22 protein-coding genes are annotated in these 19,337 nt (G+C 67.1%); 16 read left to right on the plus strand and 6 right to left on the minus strand.

The features are described 5' to 3' along the window. The first annotated feature begins 43 nt into the window (after positions 1-43). Genes ACIBEJ_RS13825 through ACIBEJ_RS13845 form a run of 5 tightly spaced genes read left to right on the plus strand, consistent with a single transcriptional unit; the run spans position 44 to position 4,555 of the window. Positions 44-718 carry an RraA family protein gene (locus ACIBEJ_RS13825; protein WP_397183028.1) on the plus strand — a complete coding sequence of 225 codons (675 nt, stop codon included), beginning with the start codon at positions 44-46 and terminating at the stop codon, positions 716-718. Positions 719-733: 15 nt separating this feature from the next. After that, positions 734-1,606 (plus strand): dTDP-4-dehydrorhamnose reductase, encoded by an 873-nt coding sequence (gene rfbD, locus ACIBEJ_RS13830; protein WP_397183029.1) that lies wholly within the window; start codon positions 734-736, stop codon positions 1,604-1,606. Beyond that, a complete protein-coding gene (locus ACIBEJ_RS13835; RefSeq protein ID WP_397183030.1) occupies positions 1,603-2,919 on the plus strand; it encodes a D-arabinono-1,4-lactone oxidase in 1,317 nt (438 codons plus the stop codon). The genes rfbD and ACIBEJ_RS13835 overlap by 4 nt, the downstream gene beginning before the upstream one ends. Then, a complete protein-coding gene (locus ACIBEJ_RS13840; RefSeq protein WP_397183261.1) occupies positions 2,919-3,575 on the plus strand; it encodes an HAD family hydrolase in 657 nt (218 codons plus the stop codon). Before ACIBEJ_RS13835 ends, ACIBEJ_RS13840 begins: the two co-directional genes overlap by 1 nt. Beyond that, complete coding sequence (locus ACIBEJ_RS13845; RefSeq protein WP_397183031.1) at positions 3,572-4,555, plus strand: branched-chain amino acid transaminase; 984 nt, start codon at positions 3,572-3,574, stop codon at positions 4,553-4,555. Before ACIBEJ_RS13840 ends, ACIBEJ_RS13845 begins: the two co-directional genes overlap by 4 nt. 22 nt (positions 4,556-4,577) lie before the next feature. On the opposite strand, the gene ACIBEJ_RS13850 is transcribed toward ACIBEJ_RS13845, so the two are convergent. Beyond that, positions 4,578-5,684, minus strand: coding sequence for an FAD-dependent oxidoreductase (locus ACIBEJ_RS13850; RefSeq protein ID WP_397183032.1), 1,107 nt, complete (start codon positions 5,682-5,684; stop codon positions 4,578-4,580). Positions 5,685-5,705: 21 nt separating this feature from the next. Continuing rightward, complete coding sequence (locus tag ACIBEJ_RS13855; RefSeq protein WP_397183033.1) at positions 5,706-7,037, minus strand: hypothetical protein; 1,332 nt, start codon at positions 7,035-7,037, stop codon at positions 5,706-5,708. 276 nt (positions 7,038-7,313) lie between these two features. Between ACIBEJ_RS13855 and panD the strand changes: the two genes are divergently transcribed. Both panD and ACIBEJ_RS13865 read left to right on the plus strand, forming a co-directional pair. Then, a complete protein-coding gene (gene panD, locus ACIBEJ_RS13860; RefSeq protein WP_397183034.1) occupies positions 7,314-7,676 on the plus strand; it encodes an aspartate 1-decarboxylase in 363 nt (120 codons plus the stop codon). Between the two features lie 79 nt (positions 7,677-7,755). Further along, positions 7,756-8,232, plus strand: coding sequence for a hypothetical protein (locus ACIBEJ_RS13865; RefSeq protein ID WP_397183035.1), 477 nt, complete (start codon positions 7,756-7,758; stop codon positions 8,230-8,232). A 500-nt stretch (positions 8,233-8,732) separates the two neighbouring features. Here ACIBEJ_RS13865 and ACIBEJ_RS13870 read toward each other — a convergent pair whose 3' ends face one another. After that, on the minus strand, positions 8,733-9,206 hold the full coding sequence (locus ACIBEJ_RS13870; RefSeq protein WP_397183036.1) for a hypothetical protein: 474 nt from the start codon (positions 9,204-9,206) through the stop codon (positions 8,733-8,735). A gap of 209 nt (positions 9,207-9,415) precedes the next feature. On the opposite strand from ACIBEJ_RS13870, the gene ACIBEJ_RS13875 reads away from it, so the two are divergent. After that, positions 9,416-9,709, plus strand: coding sequence for a hypothetical protein (locus tag ACIBEJ_RS13875; protein ID WP_397183037.1), 294 nt, complete (start codon positions 9,416-9,418; stop codon positions 9,707-9,709). A 46-nt stretch (positions 9,710-9,755) separates the two neighbouring features. Here ACIBEJ_RS13875 and ACIBEJ_RS13880 read toward each other — a convergent pair whose 3' ends face one another. Then, complete coding sequence (locus ACIBEJ_RS13880) at positions 9,756-10,151, minus strand: DUF1801 domain-containing protein (protein WP_397183038.1); 396 nt, start codon at positions 10,149-10,151, stop codon at positions 9,756-9,758. 401 nt (positions 10,152-10,552) lie between these two features. Here ACIBEJ_RS13880 and ACIBEJ_RS13885 point away from each other — a divergent pair, with 401 nt between their 5' ends. Further along, complete coding sequence (locus tag ACIBEJ_RS13885) at positions 10,553-10,939, plus strand: hypothetical protein (protein WP_397183039.1); 387 nt, start codon at positions 10,553-10,555, stop codon at positions 10,937-10,939. 713 nt (positions 10,940-11,652) lie between these two features. Here ACIBEJ_RS13885 and ACIBEJ_RS13890 read toward each other — a convergent pair. Both ACIBEJ_RS13890 and ACIBEJ_RS13895 read right to left on the minus strand, forming a co-directional pair. Then, on the minus strand, positions 11,653-12,840 hold the full coding sequence (locus ACIBEJ_RS13890; protein WP_397183040.1) for a tyrosine-type recombinase/integrase: 1,188 nt from the start codon (positions 12,838-12,840) through the stop codon (positions 11,653-11,655). Then, positions 12,841-13,473: a hypothetical protein gene (locus tag ACIBEJ_RS13895; RefSeq protein WP_397183041.1), complete on the minus strand. Its 633-nt coding sequence runs from the start codon at positions 13,471-13,473 to the stop codon at positions 12,841-12,843. A gap of 133 nt (positions 13,474-13,606) precedes the next feature. Here ACIBEJ_RS13895 and ACIBEJ_RS13900 point away from each other — a divergent pair, with 133 nt between their 5' ends. The 7 genes from ACIBEJ_RS13900 (at position 13,607) to ACIBEJ_RS13930 (ending at position 19,161) form a co-directional block, all read left to right on the plus strand. Beyond that, entirely contained in the window at positions 13,607-13,759 is a 153-nt protein-coding gene (locus ACIBEJ_RS13900) for a helix-turn-helix domain-containing protein (protein WP_397183262.1), read from the plus strand. Between the two features lie 28 nt (positions 13,760-13,787). Next, entirely contained in the window at positions 13,788-14,189 is a 402-nt protein-coding gene (locus ACIBEJ_RS13905) for a hypothetical protein (protein WP_397183042.1), read from the plus strand. 657 nt (positions 14,190-14,846) lie between these two features. Further along, on the plus strand, positions 14,847-15,407 hold the full coding sequence (locus tag ACIBEJ_RS13910) for a hypothetical protein (RefSeq protein WP_397183043.1): 561 nt from the start codon (positions 14,847-14,849) through the stop codon (positions 15,405-15,407). Positions 15,408-15,456: 49 nt separating this feature from the next. Further along, on the plus strand, positions 15,457-15,639 hold the full coding sequence (locus ACIBEJ_RS13915; protein WP_397183044.1) for a hypothetical protein: 183 nt from the start codon (positions 15,457-15,459) through the stop codon (positions 15,637-15,639). 23 nt (positions 15,640-15,662) lie between these two features. Next, positions 15,663-16,061, plus strand: coding sequence for a hypothetical protein (locus ACIBEJ_RS13920; protein ID WP_397183045.1), 399 nt, complete (start codon positions 15,663-15,665; stop codon positions 16,059-16,061). A gap of 39 nt (positions 16,062-16,100) precedes the next feature. Further along, positions 16,101-17,024: a hypothetical protein gene (locus ACIBEJ_RS13925; protein WP_397183046.1), complete on the plus strand. Its 924-nt coding sequence runs from the start codon at positions 16,101-16,103 to the stop codon at positions 17,022-17,024. A gap of 517 nt (positions 17,025-17,541) precedes the next feature. Continuing rightward, entirely contained in the window at positions 17,542-19,161 is a 1,620-nt protein-coding gene (locus ACIBEJ_RS13930) for a DUF3987 domain-containing protein (protein ID WP_397183047.1), read from the plus strand. Positions 19,162-19,337 lie beyond the last annotated feature (176 nt).

The raw sequence follows: 19,337 nt of genomic DNA on the forward strand, positions 1-19,337 counted from the left end.
CGAAGAACCTTCCTGACAGCGCACCGTTCACGAAAGGACCGCAGTGGAGACCATCTACAACGACGTCGAGCGCCCGCCGCAGGAGCTCGTCGACGCCTTCCGCGAGGTGTTGAAGGAGTACAGCCCGAGCTGCCTGGTCACCGACGCGCGCCGCCGTACCGGAGCCATCGGGGGGCTGCTGCCCGTGCTCCCGCACCAAAAGATCGCCGGACCGGCGCTGACCGTGAACCTGTCCATCGACGACCTCGTCGACTGCATGCCGGTGCTGAGCCGGGCGCGGCCCGGCGACGTGATCGTGCTGGCCTGCCACCGCTCCACCAGGACCGCGATGTGGGGCGGGCTGATGTCCACGCTCTCGCTGAAGGCGGGGGTCGCCGCCGGGATCGTGGACGGCGCCATCCGCGACGTGGACGAGATCCGCGACCTGGGCTTCCCCGTCTGGTACCGCGGCACGGTGCCCAGGCCCTCGCCCACCGCCGTGCACAACCGCACCGAGCCGGTGCAGGTGAACGTGCCCGTCGTGGTGGACGGCCAGGTCATCCACCCGGGCGACATCATCGTGGCCGACGAGAACGGCATCGCGGTGGTCCCCTCCGCCGACGCCCAGGACGTCCTGGAGGGCACCCGCGTGCAGATCGGCAAGGAGAAGACGATCCGCGACAAGATCAATTCGGGGGCGACCGTGTCCGAGCTGCTCGCCGAGTTCGGCCACCTGTAAAGGAGACGCGGGGGCATGCGGATCTACCTCACCGGCGCCGACGGGATGCTCGGCACCGCTCTGCGCGCCGCGCTGGCCGCCGACCCGCTCACCGCGGGCTGGGGCGTGCGCGGCGTCTCCGTCGCCGACTTCGACATCGGCGACCCCGGCGCGGTGCGCGCCTCCGTCGAGGACTTCGCGCCCGACGTGGTCGTCCACACCGCCGCGCACGCGATCGTCGACGAGTGCGAGGCTGACCCGCAGCTCGCGCTGCGCGTGAACGTGGCAGGCGTCCGCAACGTCGCGGACGCCTGCCGCCGCACCGGCAGCCGCCTGGTCTACGTCTCCAGCGACTACGTCTTCGACGGGGCCGACACCCCCGACGGCGGCTACCGCGAGACCGACACCCCCGGCCCGCTCAGCGTGTACGGGCTCAGCAAGCTGGCCGGCGAGCGCATCGCCGCCACCGTCGAGGACCACCTCGTCATCCGCACCTCCTGGCTGTTCGGCGGCAGCGACGAGCGCACCGACAACGTGCTGGCCATGATCCGCCAGACCGAGCGGGGCGAGCGCGTACGCCTCATCCACGACCAGTTCAGCTGCCCCACCTACACCGTCGACCTGGCCCGCGCCATGGTGCTGCTGCTCAAGCGGCGCACCACCGGGACGCTCCACGTGGCCAACACCGGCTCGGCGAGCTGGTTCGACGTGGCCAGGGTGGCGCTGGGCCGCGAGGGCGGCGCCGCCGAGCCGGTCGCGCTGGACGACTGCGGCTTCCTCGGCCGGCGCCCGCGCAACTCCACCCTGAGCACCGGCCGCCTGAAGCACCTCGGGATCACCATGCCGGACTGGTCCGACGCGGTCTCCCGCTACCGCACCCACCTCTCCGCAGGGAACGGGAGAACATGAGCAACCGACCCACCTGGCGCACCTGGTCGGGCACGGCGCGCTGCGCCCCGGCCACGCTGCTCGCGCCGACCCGCGAGGACGAGATCGTCCACGCGGTGCGCACCGCGGCCAAGCTCGGCCGCACGGTGCGCCCGGTCGGCACCGGGCACTCCTTCAACCACCTGGCCTGCACCGACGGCACCCTGCTCGACCTGACCCGCTACCGCGGCGTCGTGGGCGTGGACCGCGCGGCCGGGACCGTCACCGTGCGCGCCGGTACCTCGTTACACCTGCTCAACGCCGCCCTGGACCGCGCGGGCCTGGCACTCGGCAACCTCGGCACCATCGCCGGGCAGACCGTCGCGGGCGCGCTGGCCACCGGCAACCACGGCACCGGCCTGACCCATCCGCCGTTCTCCGGCCAGGTCACCCGGCTGCGCCTGGTCGCCGCCGACGGCTCCGTCCGCGTCTGCGACGCCCGCGAGGACCCCGAGCTGTTCCGGTGCGCGCGCACCTCGCTCGGCGCCCTCGGTGTCCTCACCGAGGTCACGCTGCGCGTGGTGCCGCGCTTCAACCTGCGCGCCGTGCTCGGCCGCGAGCCGCTCGACGCGCTGCTGGAACGCTTCGAGGAGTGGGCGGGCAGCGCCGAGCATGTCTCGTTCTCCTGGCTGCCGTGGGCCGACAGCGCCGCCACCCGCGCCCTGGAGCGCACCGCCGCGCCGCCCACGCCGCGCGCCGCGCTGCGCCGCTACGACAGCACGCTGGCCGAGGTCCGCTGCGGCCTGTCCGGTCTTGCCGGACGGCTGCGCCCCGGCATCGTCCCCCGCCTGGGCCGCGTGCCCGACACCGGCGGGAGCGTCTCGTACGTGGACACCGCACACCGGGTCTTCGCCTTCCCGCAGCCGGTCAAGTTCCTGGCCATGGAGCACGCGCTGCCGCTGGAGAACGTCCCCGCCGCGCTGGCCGGGCTGCGCGGCGCGCTGCGCCGCTTCGGCCTCTACTCGCCGTACTCGGTGCTCGTGCGCGTCGGCGCCCCCGACGACTCCCCGCTCAGTCCCGCGTACGGCCGGCGCACCGGCTACGTCAACCTGTGCGTGCCCAGGACGGCCGGCTACATCGAGATCCTGCGCGTCGCCGAGCCCGTGCTGCGCGACCTGGACGCCCGGCCCCACTGGGGCAAGGCGCACACCGCCACCGCCGAGATCCTGCGTCCGCGCTACCCCGAGTGGGAGAGCTTCGCCCGCGTGCGCGCGAGTCTCGACCCCGACGGCGTGTTCGCCAACGACTACCTGACCCGCGTCCTCGGCCCCGTCCACGCAGGGCAGCCCGCGTGATGGCCGTGCGCGGGCTCTTCTTCGACTTCGACGGCCTGATCTGCGACACCGAACGGGCCGCCCGCCAGTCCTGGCGCGACCTGTACGCGCGCTTCGGGCTCGCCTTCCCCGAGTCGGTGTGGGCGGCGATGACCGGGCGCTCCGCCGGCGCCGAGATCGCGATCGGGCATCTCGGCCGCACGCTCGGCCGCGCGGTGACCCCGGAGGAGGTCGCCTGGCGGCTGGCACGCAAGCGGGAACTGTCCGACGCCGAGCCGCTGCGGCCCGGCGTGCGGGCGCTGGCGGGAGAGGCCGCGCGGCGCGGCATCGCGCTGGCCGTGGTCTCCGGCTCGCCGCGGACGTGGGTGGCCGGGCACCTCGGGCGGCTCGGGGCGCTCGAGTGGTTCGGCCACCTCGTCACCGCCGACGGCGGCATCGCCGTCAAACCCGCCCCCGACCTGTACCTCCTGGCTCTGAAGCGCACCGGGCTGCGGGCCGAGGAGGTGCTGGCGCTGGAGGACTCCGAGGTCGGGGTCGCCGCCGCGCGGGCCGCCGGGCTGCGCTGCGTCGCCGTGCCCAGCGCCGCCGGCCGCCACGCCGACCTCGGTGCGGCCACCGCCGTACTCGACACCCTGTACCAGATCTCGCTCGACGGCCTGGAGGTGGCGGCAGCATGACCCACGCGCTCGAGACCCAGGCGCTCGACTCCCTGGCCGCCCGCGGCAGCGGGCACCCCGAGTGGATCTGGCGCGACGGCGCCCTCGTGCCGTGGGAGCAGGCCACCGTGCACGTCAACGCGGTCGGCCACGCCTCGGTCGCGGCCGTCTTCGAGGGCATCAAGGCCTACCTCGCGGCGGACGGGCGCCGCCTGCTGGCCTTCCGGCTCGACGACCACCTGCGCAGGTTGTTCGACTCGGCCCGCCTGTGCCGGCTCGACCTGCCGGGCGACGTCCAGGGACTGCGGGAGGCCATCGTGGGCCTGCTGCGCGCCAACGCCTGCCGTACCGACACCTACATCAGGCCGTGGGCCTTCCCGCGCGGCGTGATCCGCGAGCAGATGGTCCCGGCGGGAACCCGCTGCGAGGTCGTCATCGACAGCTGGCCCTTCCACAGCCACCTGCTCACGCCGCGCGGCTGCCGCGCCGCGGTCAGCTCGTGGATCCGGGTCAGCGACGCGTCCATGCCGCCGCGGGCCAAGACGTTCTCCAACTACCACAACGGACGGCTGGCGATGATGGAGGCCAGGGAGAACGGCCACGACTGGCCCATCCTGCTCAACGACCGGCACAAGGTCAGCGAGGGTCCCGGCGCCTGCGTCGCCCTCGTCCGCGACGGCACCGTGGTCACCCCGTCGCTGACCAGCGGCCTGCTGGCCGGGCTGACCAGGGACACCGTCTGCGCGCTGACCCGCGACCTCGGGATGGACCTGGAGGAGCGGGAGGTCGACCGCAGCGAGCTCTACCTGGCCGACGAGGTGTTCTTCATGGGCACCGCCTGGGAGATCCTGCCGGTCACCACCGTCGACGGCCGCCGCGTGGGCGACGGCACGATGGGGCCGGTGACGGCGCGGCTGGAGCGGGAGTACGCGGCGATCGTGCGCGGCCGCTCCGAACGCCACCCGGAATGGCTGACCGAGATCCCGCTCGATCCCGCCTGAACGGGACCCCGGCTCATTCGTTTCAGACCGTGAAGGACTTCACCATGTCCACCGTCTCGCGCGCGCACCCCCACGAGAAGCTGAACCCGGCGCCGCCGTGCGCGTAGTTGTGCACGATCCTGGTCCCCGGCTCGCTCTCCAGGCAGACGTTCTGCTTGCGGAACGGCCTAAGGCCCGCGCGCACCGGCTCCACCGGGTCGATCTCCGCCTTGCCGATGGCCGGCATGAACTGGACGCACCGGTTGTACATGTCGCGTACCGGCTGGTGGTTGTCGAGGTTGATGTCGGTGCTCCACTCGTCGGGCTCGGCCAGGCCGCCCAGCACGACGAGGTTCTCGCCGCGCGGCACGATGAACACGATGTCCTGCTCGTTCCCGTTGCGCTCGTCGTGCGAGACGCAGTGCGCCTCCTCGATCCTCGGGATCCTGCCGCCGTCGTTGACCACCCGCACCAGCGCGCCGCGCAGCGGGTACATCGGCACCCCGTGCAGCTCGGCCGCGCCCAGGCCGGTGCAGTTGACGATCGCGTCCACGCCGTACGCCTGGTGCAGCTCGCGCTCCTGCTCACGCAGCAGGCCGGAGACCCGGGCCCGCACCACCTTGACCCCCGCCCGCTCCACCTGCCGCAGCAGCCAGCCGGTGTAGGCGTCGGTGTCGATCATGGGGGCGAGGTGCCGGTAGGCGTCCACGATCCCGTAGGTCGGGTTCACGCCGTTGGCCGAGGCGAGACCGGGGTCGCGGGCGAAGCCGCGTACCCGGGCCGCCAGCTCGTTCATCTTGTTCCTGTCGTGGGCGTAGTCCTCGACCCTGTGGGTGAAGTAGAAGTTCGAGAGCCGCATGAACACGCCCGTCGAGGGGTCTTCGGCCAGGCCGTCGAAGATCTCGTACGACTCCATGCACCACCCCTTCGAGCGCGCCAGCGAGATCTGGTCGTGGTGGTAGCCGCACACCGCGGGCGGCCACTCCCACAGCGCGCCCGCCACCACCGACACACACTGCGCGGCGTCCTTCTCGGCGGCGACGACGACCTCGAACCCGGCCCGCGACAGCGACAGGGCCGTGGTCAGGCCGCTCACCCCGGCGCCGATCACAAGGACGCGTTCCGCCCGTTTCCTGATGACCTCGGTCATGGCTGCAGACCCTTCAGACGGTTACTCATGGGGATAGGTGAAGACGCTGGTGGTACGCATCGGCGGCTGCGTGGACGGGCTGATGATCGGCCCAGAGCCGGCCGGGATGGCGCGGATGAACGACGACCCCGCGTACCCGCGGTCGGTGAAGAAGAAGCTCCACGCGGCGATCCAGTCGGCCACCCCGCCGCCGGCCGCGTCGCAGACCGGCTCGGCCTGCGGCGTCACCCGCCGCTGGACGATGTAGCCGTCACCGGTGTGCGCACGCACCGCCTCCCGCCACTCCCGCTCGCCGACCGCCCAGCCGGCCACGGCGCCGGCGCCGGCGTAGCCGACGCGCGGCTTGAGGATGAGCGAGTCACGCTCGGCCAGCGCCCGCTCGACCACGTCCGCGTCCGTCAGCGCCCGCGTCCACGGCAGCACCCGGTCGATCAGCGCGGCCTCCCCGGCCGAGAACGCCGCACGCCAGCGCGGATCGGACAGCAGGTACATGCAGCCCTTGTTGGAGTAGAGATAGCTGTCGAGCGTGGAATGCAGAACCGTCCGGCCCGATTCGTGGGCCCGCACTATCGGCTCCACGACCTCTTCTCCGGACGGGTCGGAACATATTTCGTCGACCGAGAAATAGCGCAGGACCAGGTCCACGGGCGTGCCGTCCAGAAAGAGCTTTCCGGCCTTTTCCGTGAACTGCCCCGCCTCGGCCAGCAGCACCTCCAGCCCGGCCGCCCGCAATTGCTCCTGTAGCACGCGCATACGGTGTCCGTAGGCCGCCAGGCCGTCGGTCCATTCCGTCATGGCCACCACCGGGCGCTCGCCCTCGGTCACCGGCGCGGCGATCTCGCGCAGCGCCGCGGCGAACTCCGCCGCCGTGTCGGAGAACCCGAGCCGGTGCTCGCGCGCGAAGGCGCGGAACTCCGGCACCTCGAGCAGCGCCCGATTCACCGCCGCCTGGTCCAGGCCGCCGAGCGCGCTGCAGATGTTGAGCTCCAGCAGCTTGAACGCCGAGCCGTCGAAGTACACGTCAGGGCGGGCGTACCTGGGCGGATTGCGGGTCGCGTTCCTCGTCATGACCGCCGCGTGCCGGGGCCCGACACCCAGCGCCGCGCAGTACGCGCCCAGGTCGCCGTCGAACAACCGCCACGGCAGCGACACCAGCAGATCCAGGAACGGCCGCAGATCGGCGGCGAACTCCTTCAGCCGCGCCTCCTCGGCGAACCACGGACGATCCATCAGCCGCTGCCCGTAGGCGTGGGCGAAGGCCGGTGAGAACGGCGCCCGCCGTACCGCGTCACGCAGCCCTGAGCGCTCGTCCAGACATTGATCGACGTAATGCTTGGTCACGGAATTCGGCATGGCGGAATCCCCTTCTGAACCTGCGTGGGAAAACGGCGCGCCGGCACGGCGTACGCCAGAAGTTCCTCCCCGATTACCCCTTGGACGCGACGTTATGGGCCCCGGCGGCGGCTGCCAATCTATTCGGGCTCAGCCGAATCGAGCGCCTTTCAGCGTTTCTTAAAGATGCACCGCAGAGTTTTTCGCTGGTCGTCGCGGGTGCGGCTGGATAAACTCGGCGCGGGCGACGGCCCGGTAATCGAAAGACTTTCCACGACACAGACAGGGGCTCACCGCATGCTGCGCACCTTCATGAACTCCAAGATCCACCGGGCCACGGTCACCGACAGCGACCTGAACTACGTGGGCTCGCTCACGCTCTCGCCCGAACTGCTGGAGGCGGCGGGCATCGGGGTCCACGAACTGGTGCATGTCGTCAACGTCAACAACGGGGCCCGGTTCGAGACGTACACGATCCTTGGGCGGCCGGGGGCCAACGAGGTGGTGGTGAACGGCGCCGCCGCCCGGCTGGTCCAGCGGGGCGACGTGGTCATCATCATCACCTACGCCCAGCTCGCCGAGAACGAGATCGCCGACCACCAGCCTCGCGTGGTCCTGGTCGACCAGCAGAACCGCATCCTCGAACCCGCCCTGACCTGACCATCCGGGAAAACCCGGCGCCGGCCCCGCCCGCCGGCGCCGGGGACCCCTCCCGGGCGGGGCGGGTCATCCTGTCCGGGTGACGACGACGAAGCTCACGGCGGGCGCACTAGCGGGGATCGTGCTGCTGGTCCTCCCCGGCTGCTCCGCGCCTCCCAAGCAGGCGCTGATCGAGAGCGCCGACGAGAAGTGCCGCACGATCACCCAACGCTTCGCCGGAGACCTGGCCTACGGCGACGGCATCGGCGCCGACGACTCGCCGCGTATTCGTGAGCGGGTGACCCTCCTGCAAGACCTGGCCGGACACGCCCGCAAGATGCCCAAGCCGGAGACGGGACAGGCCGAGCTGAACGACTGGCTCACCAAGCTCGACACCTACGCCGCGGAACTGCGGAAGATGAGCGGGATGATGGAATCGCCGCAGGTGGCGGACTTGCTGCGGGCCATGCAGGCGGGCATCGCGCTGGAGTCGGCCAAGGAGGTGGGGCAGGCGGCGAAACGGTTCGGCTTCAAGGACTGCACCAAAACCGACAACTGGGAACACATCGCCTCCTGACGAGCCGCAACGCCTGCACACCCGCACCCACCCTCCACCCGCGGCCTGTGCCACCACGCTCCCTCCGCGCCCTTTCACCCACGCCTCACCCGCCGCCGCCTCACCCACGCACCATCGGCGACCCTTCGCGCCGCGCCTTCGCCCCGCGCCTTCGCGCCGCGCCCCCGCGCCCTGCGCGCCGCGCCCCCGCGCCGCGCCCCCGCGCCGCGCCTCGCGCCTTCGCGCCGCGCTCCGCCCGGCGTTCGTCCCCGCGCGCTTCATTCGCGCCCTGCGCGCCGCGCCCCTCGCACCCCGCTCCGGCGGCGTCCTTCCCCGCGCTTAATCCGCGCCCCTCGCCGCACAGGGTTGTCCCATCGGCCGGGCGCATGTGGGCCGGATCCGCAAACGGTGCTGTCACGTGAAAGCCCGCCGGAGAGCGGTGAGGATGCTCTCCGGCGGGCGGCCGCCGATCCATGGGCGGCGGTTCACCGGGTGACGGTTTCACTGCCTGAACCGGCGCTTCAGTTCTTCACGGTGAAGAAGGCGGCCCCGGTGGCGTTCATGCTGTCGCCGCAGTACCCGTAGACCGGGTGCTTGCCGGCGGCGACGCCCGCGGGCAGTTCCACCATCGTGGTGCCCTTGCCACCCGCGAGCCTGCCCAGGTCGACCGAGCCGAACGTGGTCGGTCCGTCGACCATGCCCTTGGTGGTCCCGGCTGGGCACTTGAGCCCGACCATGACGTGGTCGCCCGCCGTGGCCCGCTTCGGCGTGACGAACACCCTGACCTTCGAGCCCTTCCCCGCGACCGTCTGAACCGCATGGTCCGCCTGGGCGGCCTGAGCGGTCTGGGTGGTCTGGTGGAGCTGGGCCGCAGAGGCCGGGTGGGTGGTGGCGGCGGCCTGGGCGTGCGGCGCGGCGGTCAGCAGCAGGCTGCCGGTGGCGACCGCGGCGGCGGTGAGGACGAGGGGCAGACGAGAGTCGATGGCGTAACGCATTGGAAGATTCCCCCAAGATGTCTCGTTCCGTGTTGACACCTTGAGCATCGCCGAAAGGCACATAACGCCCAATCAGCACACTGTTAAGGAACCTTTAATGCGCCGGGTTTATCCCTAGATGTAGCAGTTTCTAGGCATATACGGCGGTTCGTCGCAATTGGCGGGTAGGTCGGTAAGGGCAACGTTCATCGGTCCAAGGAGCGAACGTCATGAAAATCGCGACCCGCCCGATCGCCGTAGCCGCCTGCGCCCTGGGATGCGCGGCCCTGCTGAGCATCCCGGCCACCGCCGCCCAGGCCGCCGAAACCTGCCGGTACACCGTCAGCGCCGACAAGTCGGTGCCGGTGAAGTCGGGCCCAGGCAAGGGATACACGACCCAGGGCAAGGTCTCAGCCAGCCGCACCCGCCCGCTGTTCGGCACCTGTGACACCACGTGGGTCAAGATCTCGCAGGGCAAGTTCGCGGGCGGCTGGATCTGGAGCGGCTACCTGGATCGCATGTAATCACCCACCGGGCGGTCGCCACCCCGCGACCGCCCACCATGCCCGCTCACCCCTGCTCCTTGAGCTTGCGCCACCCTCCGGCCCGGTTGTTGGCGATGATCTGCCGGAACATGGCCAGCAACGCACCCTTGTTGATCGCCTCACCCTGGCGTACGGAGATCATTCGTGCGGTCTTGTTGTCGTGCCCGCTGGTGATGATCCCCTCCGGATCGGGCACGATCGCCCCGTCGTACAGGAAGATGTTGACGTGCTTCTTGGCCGCCAGCAGCGCGCACACATTGCCATCGAGCACAAAGTACGGCCGGACCGTCCGCTTGATCGTCTCAGCCAGTTCGGGATCGGCCTCGTGGACCAGATCCCGCACCTCCCGGCAGATGTCCTGCTGCCACTCGGGCAGGGCATCGATGTAGGCGTCGACTCGCGGGTCACGGGTGTAAGTCATCTCGGTTCTCCTTTCATGGGGGACGTAGAAGCCGATCTCGGATTCTCGACATGCCCGGCCCAAAGTCTTCCGCAGACTTCGGGCCGGCAGGTCCGCGCCCTGTTCAGCCGACCTGCTCCGGCGCCGGGAACACGCACTCGGCCCCCAGCAGTGCAGCACCGGTGTGGGGGCGAGACCCCGATGGTTCGCCGTCCGGCGAGCGCTCAAGCCAGGCGCCATCGGCCGTGCACGCCTACCTAGAAACCGAGAAAACCACACACCGATTCGGTGACCGCTTGCGGCCAGCCGGAAGGCATGGACTGATCGATGATCGGCTTTTAATATGCGATCAGGCTTCCCCATAAAGCCAGTCAATTCAGTTCACTCGACTGGTAAACCTCTTTTCTAAAGGAGACTGATTAATGAGGTCGCGGATCATGAAGCGCAACCTGACCGCCGTAGCCGCCTTAGGCACTCTGTTCATTGCGACGGTTCAGGCCACCCCGGCGGTAGCTGCTCGCGCCTCGGCGCCGACCATCACCTTCTCCTTCTGCAGCACCGTCGGCAGTGTCTACAGGATGACCTGTGAGGCACAGTGGGTCGGCGGCACGGACCCGGCCACCGCCCGATGGACCAACGCCTGGAACACATGGATCGGCCCCGGCGACTACAACTCCGCGACCCGCCGCACCTGGGTGGACGGCAACTGCGTACCGGGGGCGTTCTTCGCGGCCAAGGTCACCATCACCGACGCCGCCGGTGCCGTCACCGAGAAGGTCATCTCCGGCGGCCGCGCTTGCGTCCGCTAGAACCTGGTCTTTGAGTTTCGAGATCCGGTATCCAGGTCTGCCGCCGGCGTTTTATCCACGGTGTTCACATCAAGCTCAATAGCGCCTTGATAGCTCTTGTCCGTGAGTGTTTCGCCGTCCGCACGGGTCAATCGACCAATGGTGGCCGTGTGAGCAAAGGTCGCTTCGTGCACTGAACTGGAGCTGCGCCGCGGGCCCACGCTGGCCGGCTGGCGCATTCAAGCGGCGCGAGCGTCCCGTGCCAACGAGCGGCGCGCGATCGTCCCCTCCGAGTTCGCGGCGTCCGCGCGGTGGGCATGGCATTCTGGGACGCGCCGGCGACTGCCAGGGCCTCGGGCCACGCCTTCCGGGCGCACGAGCTGCGCAGCGCCCGTCGGTTAGCGCAGTACCTGCGACACGCTGGGTACTGCCAGGGACCTCGGACAAGCCACACGAACCGCGCAAGCTGCGCCGAAGGCGCCCGAGCGTAGCGAGGACCATGGACCAGGGTGGGATCCGGCTGCCTGACCACTTGGCTGGGCAAGGAAAGGCAGTCCGACCGGAGGGATACCTTCAGGAGTCGAGGTTCAGCTCGACTGGGAGAACAGCCTTGCTCTTTCGCCCGAAGAAGCTAGACCGTGTTTGTGGACGATACTGGGATGGTCGCTTGGGGAGCAAAACACCCCGTTTACCAGGGCCTGCACTGTTGTGGGTCATCACACTCTCAGCACCGATCATGCCGCTTGAGCGGCTGGGACGGCTTCGCGGTAGGCGGCGTCTAGGACCTTGGCGGCCTTGGCGTATTCGTCGGGCAGTAGGTGAGCGTAGGTCTTGTAGGTCTCGTTGATGTCCTTGTGGCCGAGCCAGCGGGCTACGGCGTCGATGCGGACGCCGTCATTCAGGGCGCGCGAGGCGAAGGTGTGGCGTAGGTCGTGGGGTGTGAAGCGGGTCTTGATGCCAGCCGCTTTGACGGCGTCGTTGAAGCGTTTGCGGAAGGTGTCGTCCACGACGAATGTGGCCTTCTCTCCGGCGAATAGGTAGCCGTCTGAGTGGGTGCCGTGGGTGGCCATGTGGTCGGTGAGGATGTCGCGCAGGTAGGCGGGAAGGGGCATGTCTCGGCTTTCGCCCCCTTCTCTGTGCTTGAGAGGGGTTAAGCCGTCGCGGCGGTCGTACTGTTCGTGGATGCGCAGCCGGTCGGGGCGGATGCAATCGCGGTGGAAGGCTAAGGACTCATCGATGCGGAGCCCGGCTCCGGCCATCAGCCAGACGATGGGCCGCCATTGCTCGGGCATGGCGTTGGCAATCGCCTTCACCTGAACCCATTCGGGAACGTCGACTTCCTTGCGAGGCGGGGCCTTGGGGGTGGCGATGTCTTGGAACGGGGTCTCGGCGATCAGGCGCTTGAGTACGGCGTGCTCGAAGATGCGCCGGAGGACGGAGACGACGCCACGGGCAACGGACACTGATCGTTCAGTCTTGACCTTCTTCACCAGCGCTTGGAGCTCGTCGGTGCGAATGCTGCTGAGGCTGCGCTCTCCCAGGATTGGATAGATCTGGTTGGTGAGGTAGCCCCGGTAGGTGCGGAACGTGCCCGGCTTGCCGGTGAAGCGCTGCACCCACTCGTCGGCGAAGGTGCGGAAGAGCACGGCTCCGGCCTTCGGGTCAACGGTGACCTTGAGGTGGGTCACCTTGGCGGACTCCACGCGCCTGCCGAACTCTTCGGCGTCCCGCTTCATCTCGTGCGGGTAGGAGGCTTCGGTCTGCTTGGTGCCGCGTCCTCCGGGCCGGTAACGGAGGACCCATGAGTGGGCGCACTTGTTCCACAGCTTGTCGGCGATCTTGCGGTCGTCGGCGGTGCGCAGGTTGAGCTTGCGTCCGGCCTTGCGGTCGGCGCACTCGCACCTCTTGATCAGACTGGCCACTTACTTCCTTTCGTCAGAGGGGTTGAGCAGCGCTATGGCCTTGTCGGTGAGTTCGCCGCCGGGTTTCCCTGCGCCGTAGGTGATGAGGAGTCCGAGTTGGCGGGCGCGGCGTAGGCGGGCGCTCATGGTTTCGCGGTTGATTCCTGCGGCTTCGGCCATTGCCTGGAGGGGGCGACGTTCGCCCATGTGGGTGAGCTGCATGTAGACCATGGCGGTTACGGCGTAGTCGTAATCACTGGTGATGTGCTTGGGAATCGGGGGTGGAAGCAGTTCGGGGTAGAAGCGTTCGCGGATGCGGTCGCCCCATTCGGTGATGACGCGGCGGGCCTCGCCCAGGGGGACGGAGCGGAGCACTTGCAGGGTGATGCCGTCGCTGTCGAGGGCGCGGTTTGCCGATTCGGTGTCGTACGGGGTGATGTCGAGAGACACGCTGAGGGGGCCGTTGGTAATCCAGCGGGGTTCCGCCGTGAAGGTGACGTGTACGCCGTCGATGACGTATGTGCCGCGTAGTTCGACGGGGATGCCGTCGGGAGTGTCGGCCCACAGCGTCCAGCCGTCAGGCAGGGTCCAGCCGTACTGGCTGGGGTCGAGTTCGTACGACCCGCTCCTGCGGGGCATGTCGATTGGTGTCATGTGATCACGGTAACACTTTAACCAGGTGTGAACCTAGTGCCTGGTGATGTAGCGTCGTGTGTGACATCGATGTGTGACGACGGCGGAGAGGTGACGGAGTGTGAGTAGCGGAGGAAGCAACCGGCTTTTGAACGTGGAGGAGACCGCAGAGCGCCTGCGGGTGTCGAAGAGCACGTTCTACAGCAAGTGGAGGGAATGGGGTCTGAAGGGCATCAGAGTGGGCCGCCACCTGAGATTCAGGGAACGGAACGTGGAGTCCTGGCTAGAGCGCCGGGAGATCAACTGACAGCGATGACACCTAGGGAGCTTTGAACATGAACTTGGCCAACCCTGAACGGCAGTTCGGCATGGTGCACCAGCGGTATGCCGGAAAGGTGGCCCGGCAAGGGCAGGGCTTGTCCCTGGATGCTCGGCTACTGCTGGCCGCGATATCGCGCGCCAACAACACCGGTCACGCCATCTTCAACGAGGAGGAACTTCGGCACGTCCTGTCCAAGCGGCAACCGGACGGCAGCCTCAAGCCCGCCTCACGCTCGACCGTCTACGCCACCTTGAGAAAGCTCAAGAATGCGGGCCTGGTACTGGACGGGGGTGGGGAGACCTGCGTGTGGCTACCTCGGGACCTGTGGGAGCGCAAGCTGGGCCGAGGCGGGATGTGTCCGGTGCACCGCACCTGGGATTCCCGGCACATCGGTTGGGCCGAACCAGCCGCCTGAATCCGGTAACACCGTGACCGTCGTCCTATGGATGTGGACTGAATGGTCCGACGGACCTGGATTGGGCTACCCCTTTGACCTGCGGCGATATGCCGCCCTCTCTATATCTCTGTATCTCAACGGAGGAAGAAGGGGTTACGGGCTTCTAGGTATGCCAGCCCTTGCAGGGCTGGCTCTATCTGAACATGTGTATCCATCAAGGGGGCCAGACGGCCCCTATGACTACTACTGTACAAGGCAGCCCCCGGGGCTGCTCTATCGTCTCTTGCTACATCACGGGCAGCCCTCGGCTGCCATGGACTGATCCATCCATGTGGCCTCCGGAGAGGCCACCGAAGCAGATCACGGCTCCGCCGTGCGGCAGCAGAGGGTTGAGAGCCCATTCAACCTCCGTTGCATCCATCGGCGCCTACGGGCGCTGTGGAGACTTCTTGTGTTTTGTCGTTTTTGCTTCCGGCCTCCTGCGGGGCCGGAGGTATCTTCTTGATCTTTTGTCAGGCCCGTTCTCTGACACAACAGCCGGCGACGTGAGCGCCGGAGCCAGGAGCAACCATCGACCAAGACAACATCACCCAGCGTGCCCACCAAGGGCACGCCAACCATCCCGACCGGAGACATCCAGGACGCTCCAGCGGCCACACACTGTCACCGCCGCCCATGGTGCGGCTCACGTGCCAGTACCCGCCGTGCGGGCGGGAGTTCGACTTTCCGAAGGGCCGGGGCCGCTACCCGGCCTACTGCCGCGATGCTCACCGCGTCGAGTATCGGGCCGCCTACATGGCCAACCGTGGGCGGACCTACCAGCGGTGCGCCCACTGCCGAAAGGTCAACGAACTCGCCTGGGATGAGGAACGCTATTGCTCGGCGATGTGCTTCGGCATCGCCGCCCTGATGGCCGAGGGGCGCTCTGAGAGCGCCGCTAAGGCCCGTGTAGCGGAAGTGGCATCCCAATCACCGGAATTGTTCACGAAGCGTCCTCCGGCCCATTCAGGGCCATCCTGGGAAGAATTTGGCTTTCCCTGCCGGAGCTTGCATCTCCTGAACGCCTGGGAGTTCTCCGGCGGATACAACGTGATCAGTCAGGAGACGTATCTCGGCGGCCATCGGGGCCCGTGGGAGGGCCGTACTTGCGTTGAGATCCGCACGCCGGATCTGAACGACCACGAGTGGTTCTCAAGCCATCCGGAATGGTGGGACGTTCCGGCATCGGCACAGTAATTACGAGTGAGGGTGCGAGCCCTCAATCTCCTACCCGGAAGGAAACATCATGGCCTACACCGTCAGCACAGAAGCTGACCTCAAGAACTGGAATCTTGAGGACTTGGAGGCGTTCCTCAAGGCTGACGCCTTCAACGCTGAGTGTCAGCCGCGTTTCGAGCCGATCATCAACCCGGCACTTGGCCTAGAGTTGATTTACGCGCCTGTCGGCTACACCTGCGACGACCTGTAACCCCCTAATGAGAGGAGTAGCCCGTGGAGAACCCCACCATCGAGACCCCTGAAACGTTCACAGACGAGACAGCCGAATCCGCTCCGGAGGTTGATGAACTTGAGGCCTTTAAGGCCCGCAATGCGGAATTGGAGAAGACCCTTGCTGACATTCGGGCCATCGAGACTCGTAAGGCTGTCTCTGACGCCTTCATCCATGCCGCTCAAGAGCGCGGCATTGGCTTGAATGATGAGGCGCTTGAGGTCTTTGACTGGACGAAATTCGCCGATGGCGACTCGGTCAACATTGCGGATATCGCTGCCATTCTCGACTTGTTCCAAACTCGCCCCAAGTTTCCTCAGAATCTCGGCATTGGCCGCCAGGGCGGCAACGGCCCCTATCGGCCCTCGCCTGTCTCGCGGGACGCGCGCGACCGCCAGTAACCCCCTACGTTATATTTTTGTCTACGAGAGGACACCTCTTTGGCTATCAACCCGATGCCGAACTATGCCCACCAGGGCACCTATTCGTTCGTCCCCACCGAATGGAGCAACGAGCTCCTCACCCAGTTTGATCCCCTGCTTGTTTGGGCCTCACCTCTGGTGTGCAACCGCGACTACGCGGGAACCATTTCCAACCAGGGCGACCGTGTGGTCGTGAACGGCCTGATCCGGCCCAATGTCGGCAAGTACACCGACGTGGGCGGCATGACGATTGAGGACCTGAAGACTGTTGAACAGTACGTGGATATCACGGAGGCGGACTATGTCGCTTTCTATGTGCGTGACATTGAGCAAGTCCAGGTCGCCGGTGCGTTGAGCGCTCCGGCGACTCAGGAATCCGTTAAGGCCCTGGCCAATGTCACCGACGCCTTCGTCGGTGCAACGGTGGCAGCCTCAGCCACCGCTATGCCTCAGGTGGACGTCAGCGCTATTACCGGTAATGTCGCCAAGGGCGAAGCGCTGCTAGAAGCTGTTTTCGACATGATGGAAAAGCTCGACACGGCGAAGGTGCCGGGTGCGCGGTACGTGGTTGTTTCCCCGAAGGTTAAAAGGTACCTGCTGCGCGCCCCGGACATCGCCAACGCCGCCGCTCTGGGAGCTGGCGGAGCGACCGCCAACGGCCTGGTCGCCTCCCTAGCTGGGTTCACCGTTGTGTCCACCACGGCGATGCCCGCCGGGGTAGACCTGCTCGCAGGCCACAAGGCATTCACGACCTTCGCCAGCCAGTTCACCGACTTCCGCAGCCAGCCTGTGGAGAAGTACCGGCGTAGCCAGATCGACGCCCTCCACCTGTACGGCGCACGCGTGCTGTCCTTCCCTGAAGGCAAGCAGCCAACCAGTCCAGACGTTGCTGTGACGAACTCCGAAGGGCTGCTCAAGGCAGCCGTCAAGTGGACCGCCTAGAAACAAACTCGAACCCCAGATTCTCCACGGAGGGTCTGGGGCTCTTTTATTTATAGACAGGTTTCTCATCTTAGAGTAGGCGCTTTAGCGCAGGCCGAAGACCGTAGTGCATAATCTCGAATTTTCTCAGATTTGCGCACCAAGCGAGTGACCCCCACCGGCGGGGTCGCGTTTCTCGGACTTTAGGGGTGCCCCCACCCTCTGGGGGCGGGTGACGAAAGCAAGAAGCCTGCCAGGGACTTTCATCTTTTGTCTTGACACGAAAGTCGGAGCTGCTATAGCTTCCGGATCGCTCGGCTTCACCAAGAAAGCACGAAACGCAAGAAGTTGAGCCCAGACGTAGACCAGCCCTGAAGAGACCAGACGCCAATCTCAGACTCTTCAGGGCCAGCAGAGAGAGGCTACCAAGCCCATGTCTTCCAACGCTCCTGTCATCGCTCCTGAGGCGTTCCACGGACTGTTCGGTCGCATCGCCAACGCACTCGACTCCCACACGGAGGGAAGCAAGGTAGGCGTCATGCTGACCCTGATGAGCGCCTACAGCGCCTACGTCGGCTACGGACCCTCCGTAGAGACCGGGAAGGGCTCCACTCCTCTTGCCCTTTGGGGCGTGCTGGTGGGTCGGTCCGGCATCGGCGCGAAGGGCACTGCTACCGGCATCGCCCGCCGTGTGGTGAACGCGGCGTTCTCGACCTTCGCGGAAGAGTCGACGGTGGACGGACTTCCGGCCACGGGCCTTGGCCTGCTGACCGAGCTGGTGGACCGGGCAGAGGGCACCCTCGCCAACCCCCTGTGGTTCGTAGAAGAAGAAGGCGATGACCTTCTGTCCAACGCCCGTAAGAACGCCCAGCTAGGCGTCTACCTGCGCAAGTGCTTCGACGCCCAGACCATCGCGCGCAAGACGGCCGCGTTGGACCTGAAGGTCAGGCGTCCCCACTTCGGGCTCATCATGCACGTTCAGCCGAAGAACTGGGCGGCTGTGGCCGGAGGTAAGGACGCCACTGGCGGTACGTGGAACCGCGTATTCCCGGTCTGGGTTGAACAGTCCAAGATCCTGCCGTTGTTCGAATCCTCCGACACTGCGGAGGTCATCCGGCAGGCCGGACGGGCACTCAGGCAGGCGGGCGAGTACGCCCGTCAGGTGGACACAGTGGCGGTGCCCGAGCACGTGGCACGGATTTTCGAAGCCAAGCACCGACCCATCGTGCGGGCGATGATCGCCACTGAGGCGATGAGCCAGTACGCCGAAAGGGCGATGATCTACATGATCAGACTGGCCGGTCTTATGGCGTTGAGTGAGCGTCGGGACGAGATCAGCGAAGCTGACTTCGACGCCGCGTTGGCGCTGGTCACCTACTCGATTCAGACCATCGCCTACGTCCTGCCCGAAGCGGAAGCTTCGGAGGAGACCGCCCTTGCGGTCAAGGTCGAGAACTTCGTGAAGGAAGCCGGATACAAGGGTGTCCAGTCCACGGTGCTCTACCGCAAGTTCGGACTGAAGAAAGCCGACCTTGAGTTGATCATCCAGGACATGGACACGATTGAAGGGGCCAAGATGCCGTCCACGGGCGGCAGGCCCGCCCTGGTCTACCGATACGTTGAGCCGCTTGACGAAAGCGACCTTGACGAAAGCGGCACGGTCGAACTGCTGGGCGATGACCTTACACAAGAAGTCCCTGAGGTTGAGAAGTTCACCTCAGCCGACATGATCGCCACCACGTACAACCTGCTCCTTGGTGAGGAGTCTCAACCGGAGGTGGAGACCGACGCAGACGCCGACCTTCCCCAGGCAAGCGCTACAACCGCTACACCGGAGCGGCTCACGGTCAACCCCGATCTTCCCCAGGGCGTTGACGCCCTGCGAGCCTTCTTCAAGGCTCAGGAAGAGCCGGAGACGGCTCCTGAGCCTGAGCCCGTGGAAGAGGTTACGGAAGAGCCTGCGGTTTCGGAGGATGCCGTCAAGGCGTACCTGGCTAGCCCCGCTGGGGCGGAACTCCTTCAAGGCATCCTCGCCCAGATGCTCGCCACCCAGGTACCCGCCGTTTCGGCGGAGGCTCCCGCACCCAAGCCTGCCCGCAAGCCTCGCAGCCAGGCAACGCCTGAGGCACTGTTCCAGGCCCCCGAGATGGCGGCCTAGCAACACCACTACAGCCCCCGCCGCAAGGCGGGGGCTGTTCTGTTCTCGGGGGTACTTCGGTACTTCTGAAGCGTGTACACGGCCCAGGCCGGTACGGGTACGTGACCCTCGAACGGCTGAGTACGCTAAATCACCGACGTACCGGGCTCCCGGCCGGGTTGGTTGGCTAGAAGTCC

This window comes from Nonomuraea sp. NPDC050790, from assembly GCF_044456745.1.
In the GTDB taxonomy this organism is placed as follows: Bacteria; Actinomycetota; Actinomycetes; order Streptosporangiales; family Streptosporangiaceae; genus Nonomuraea.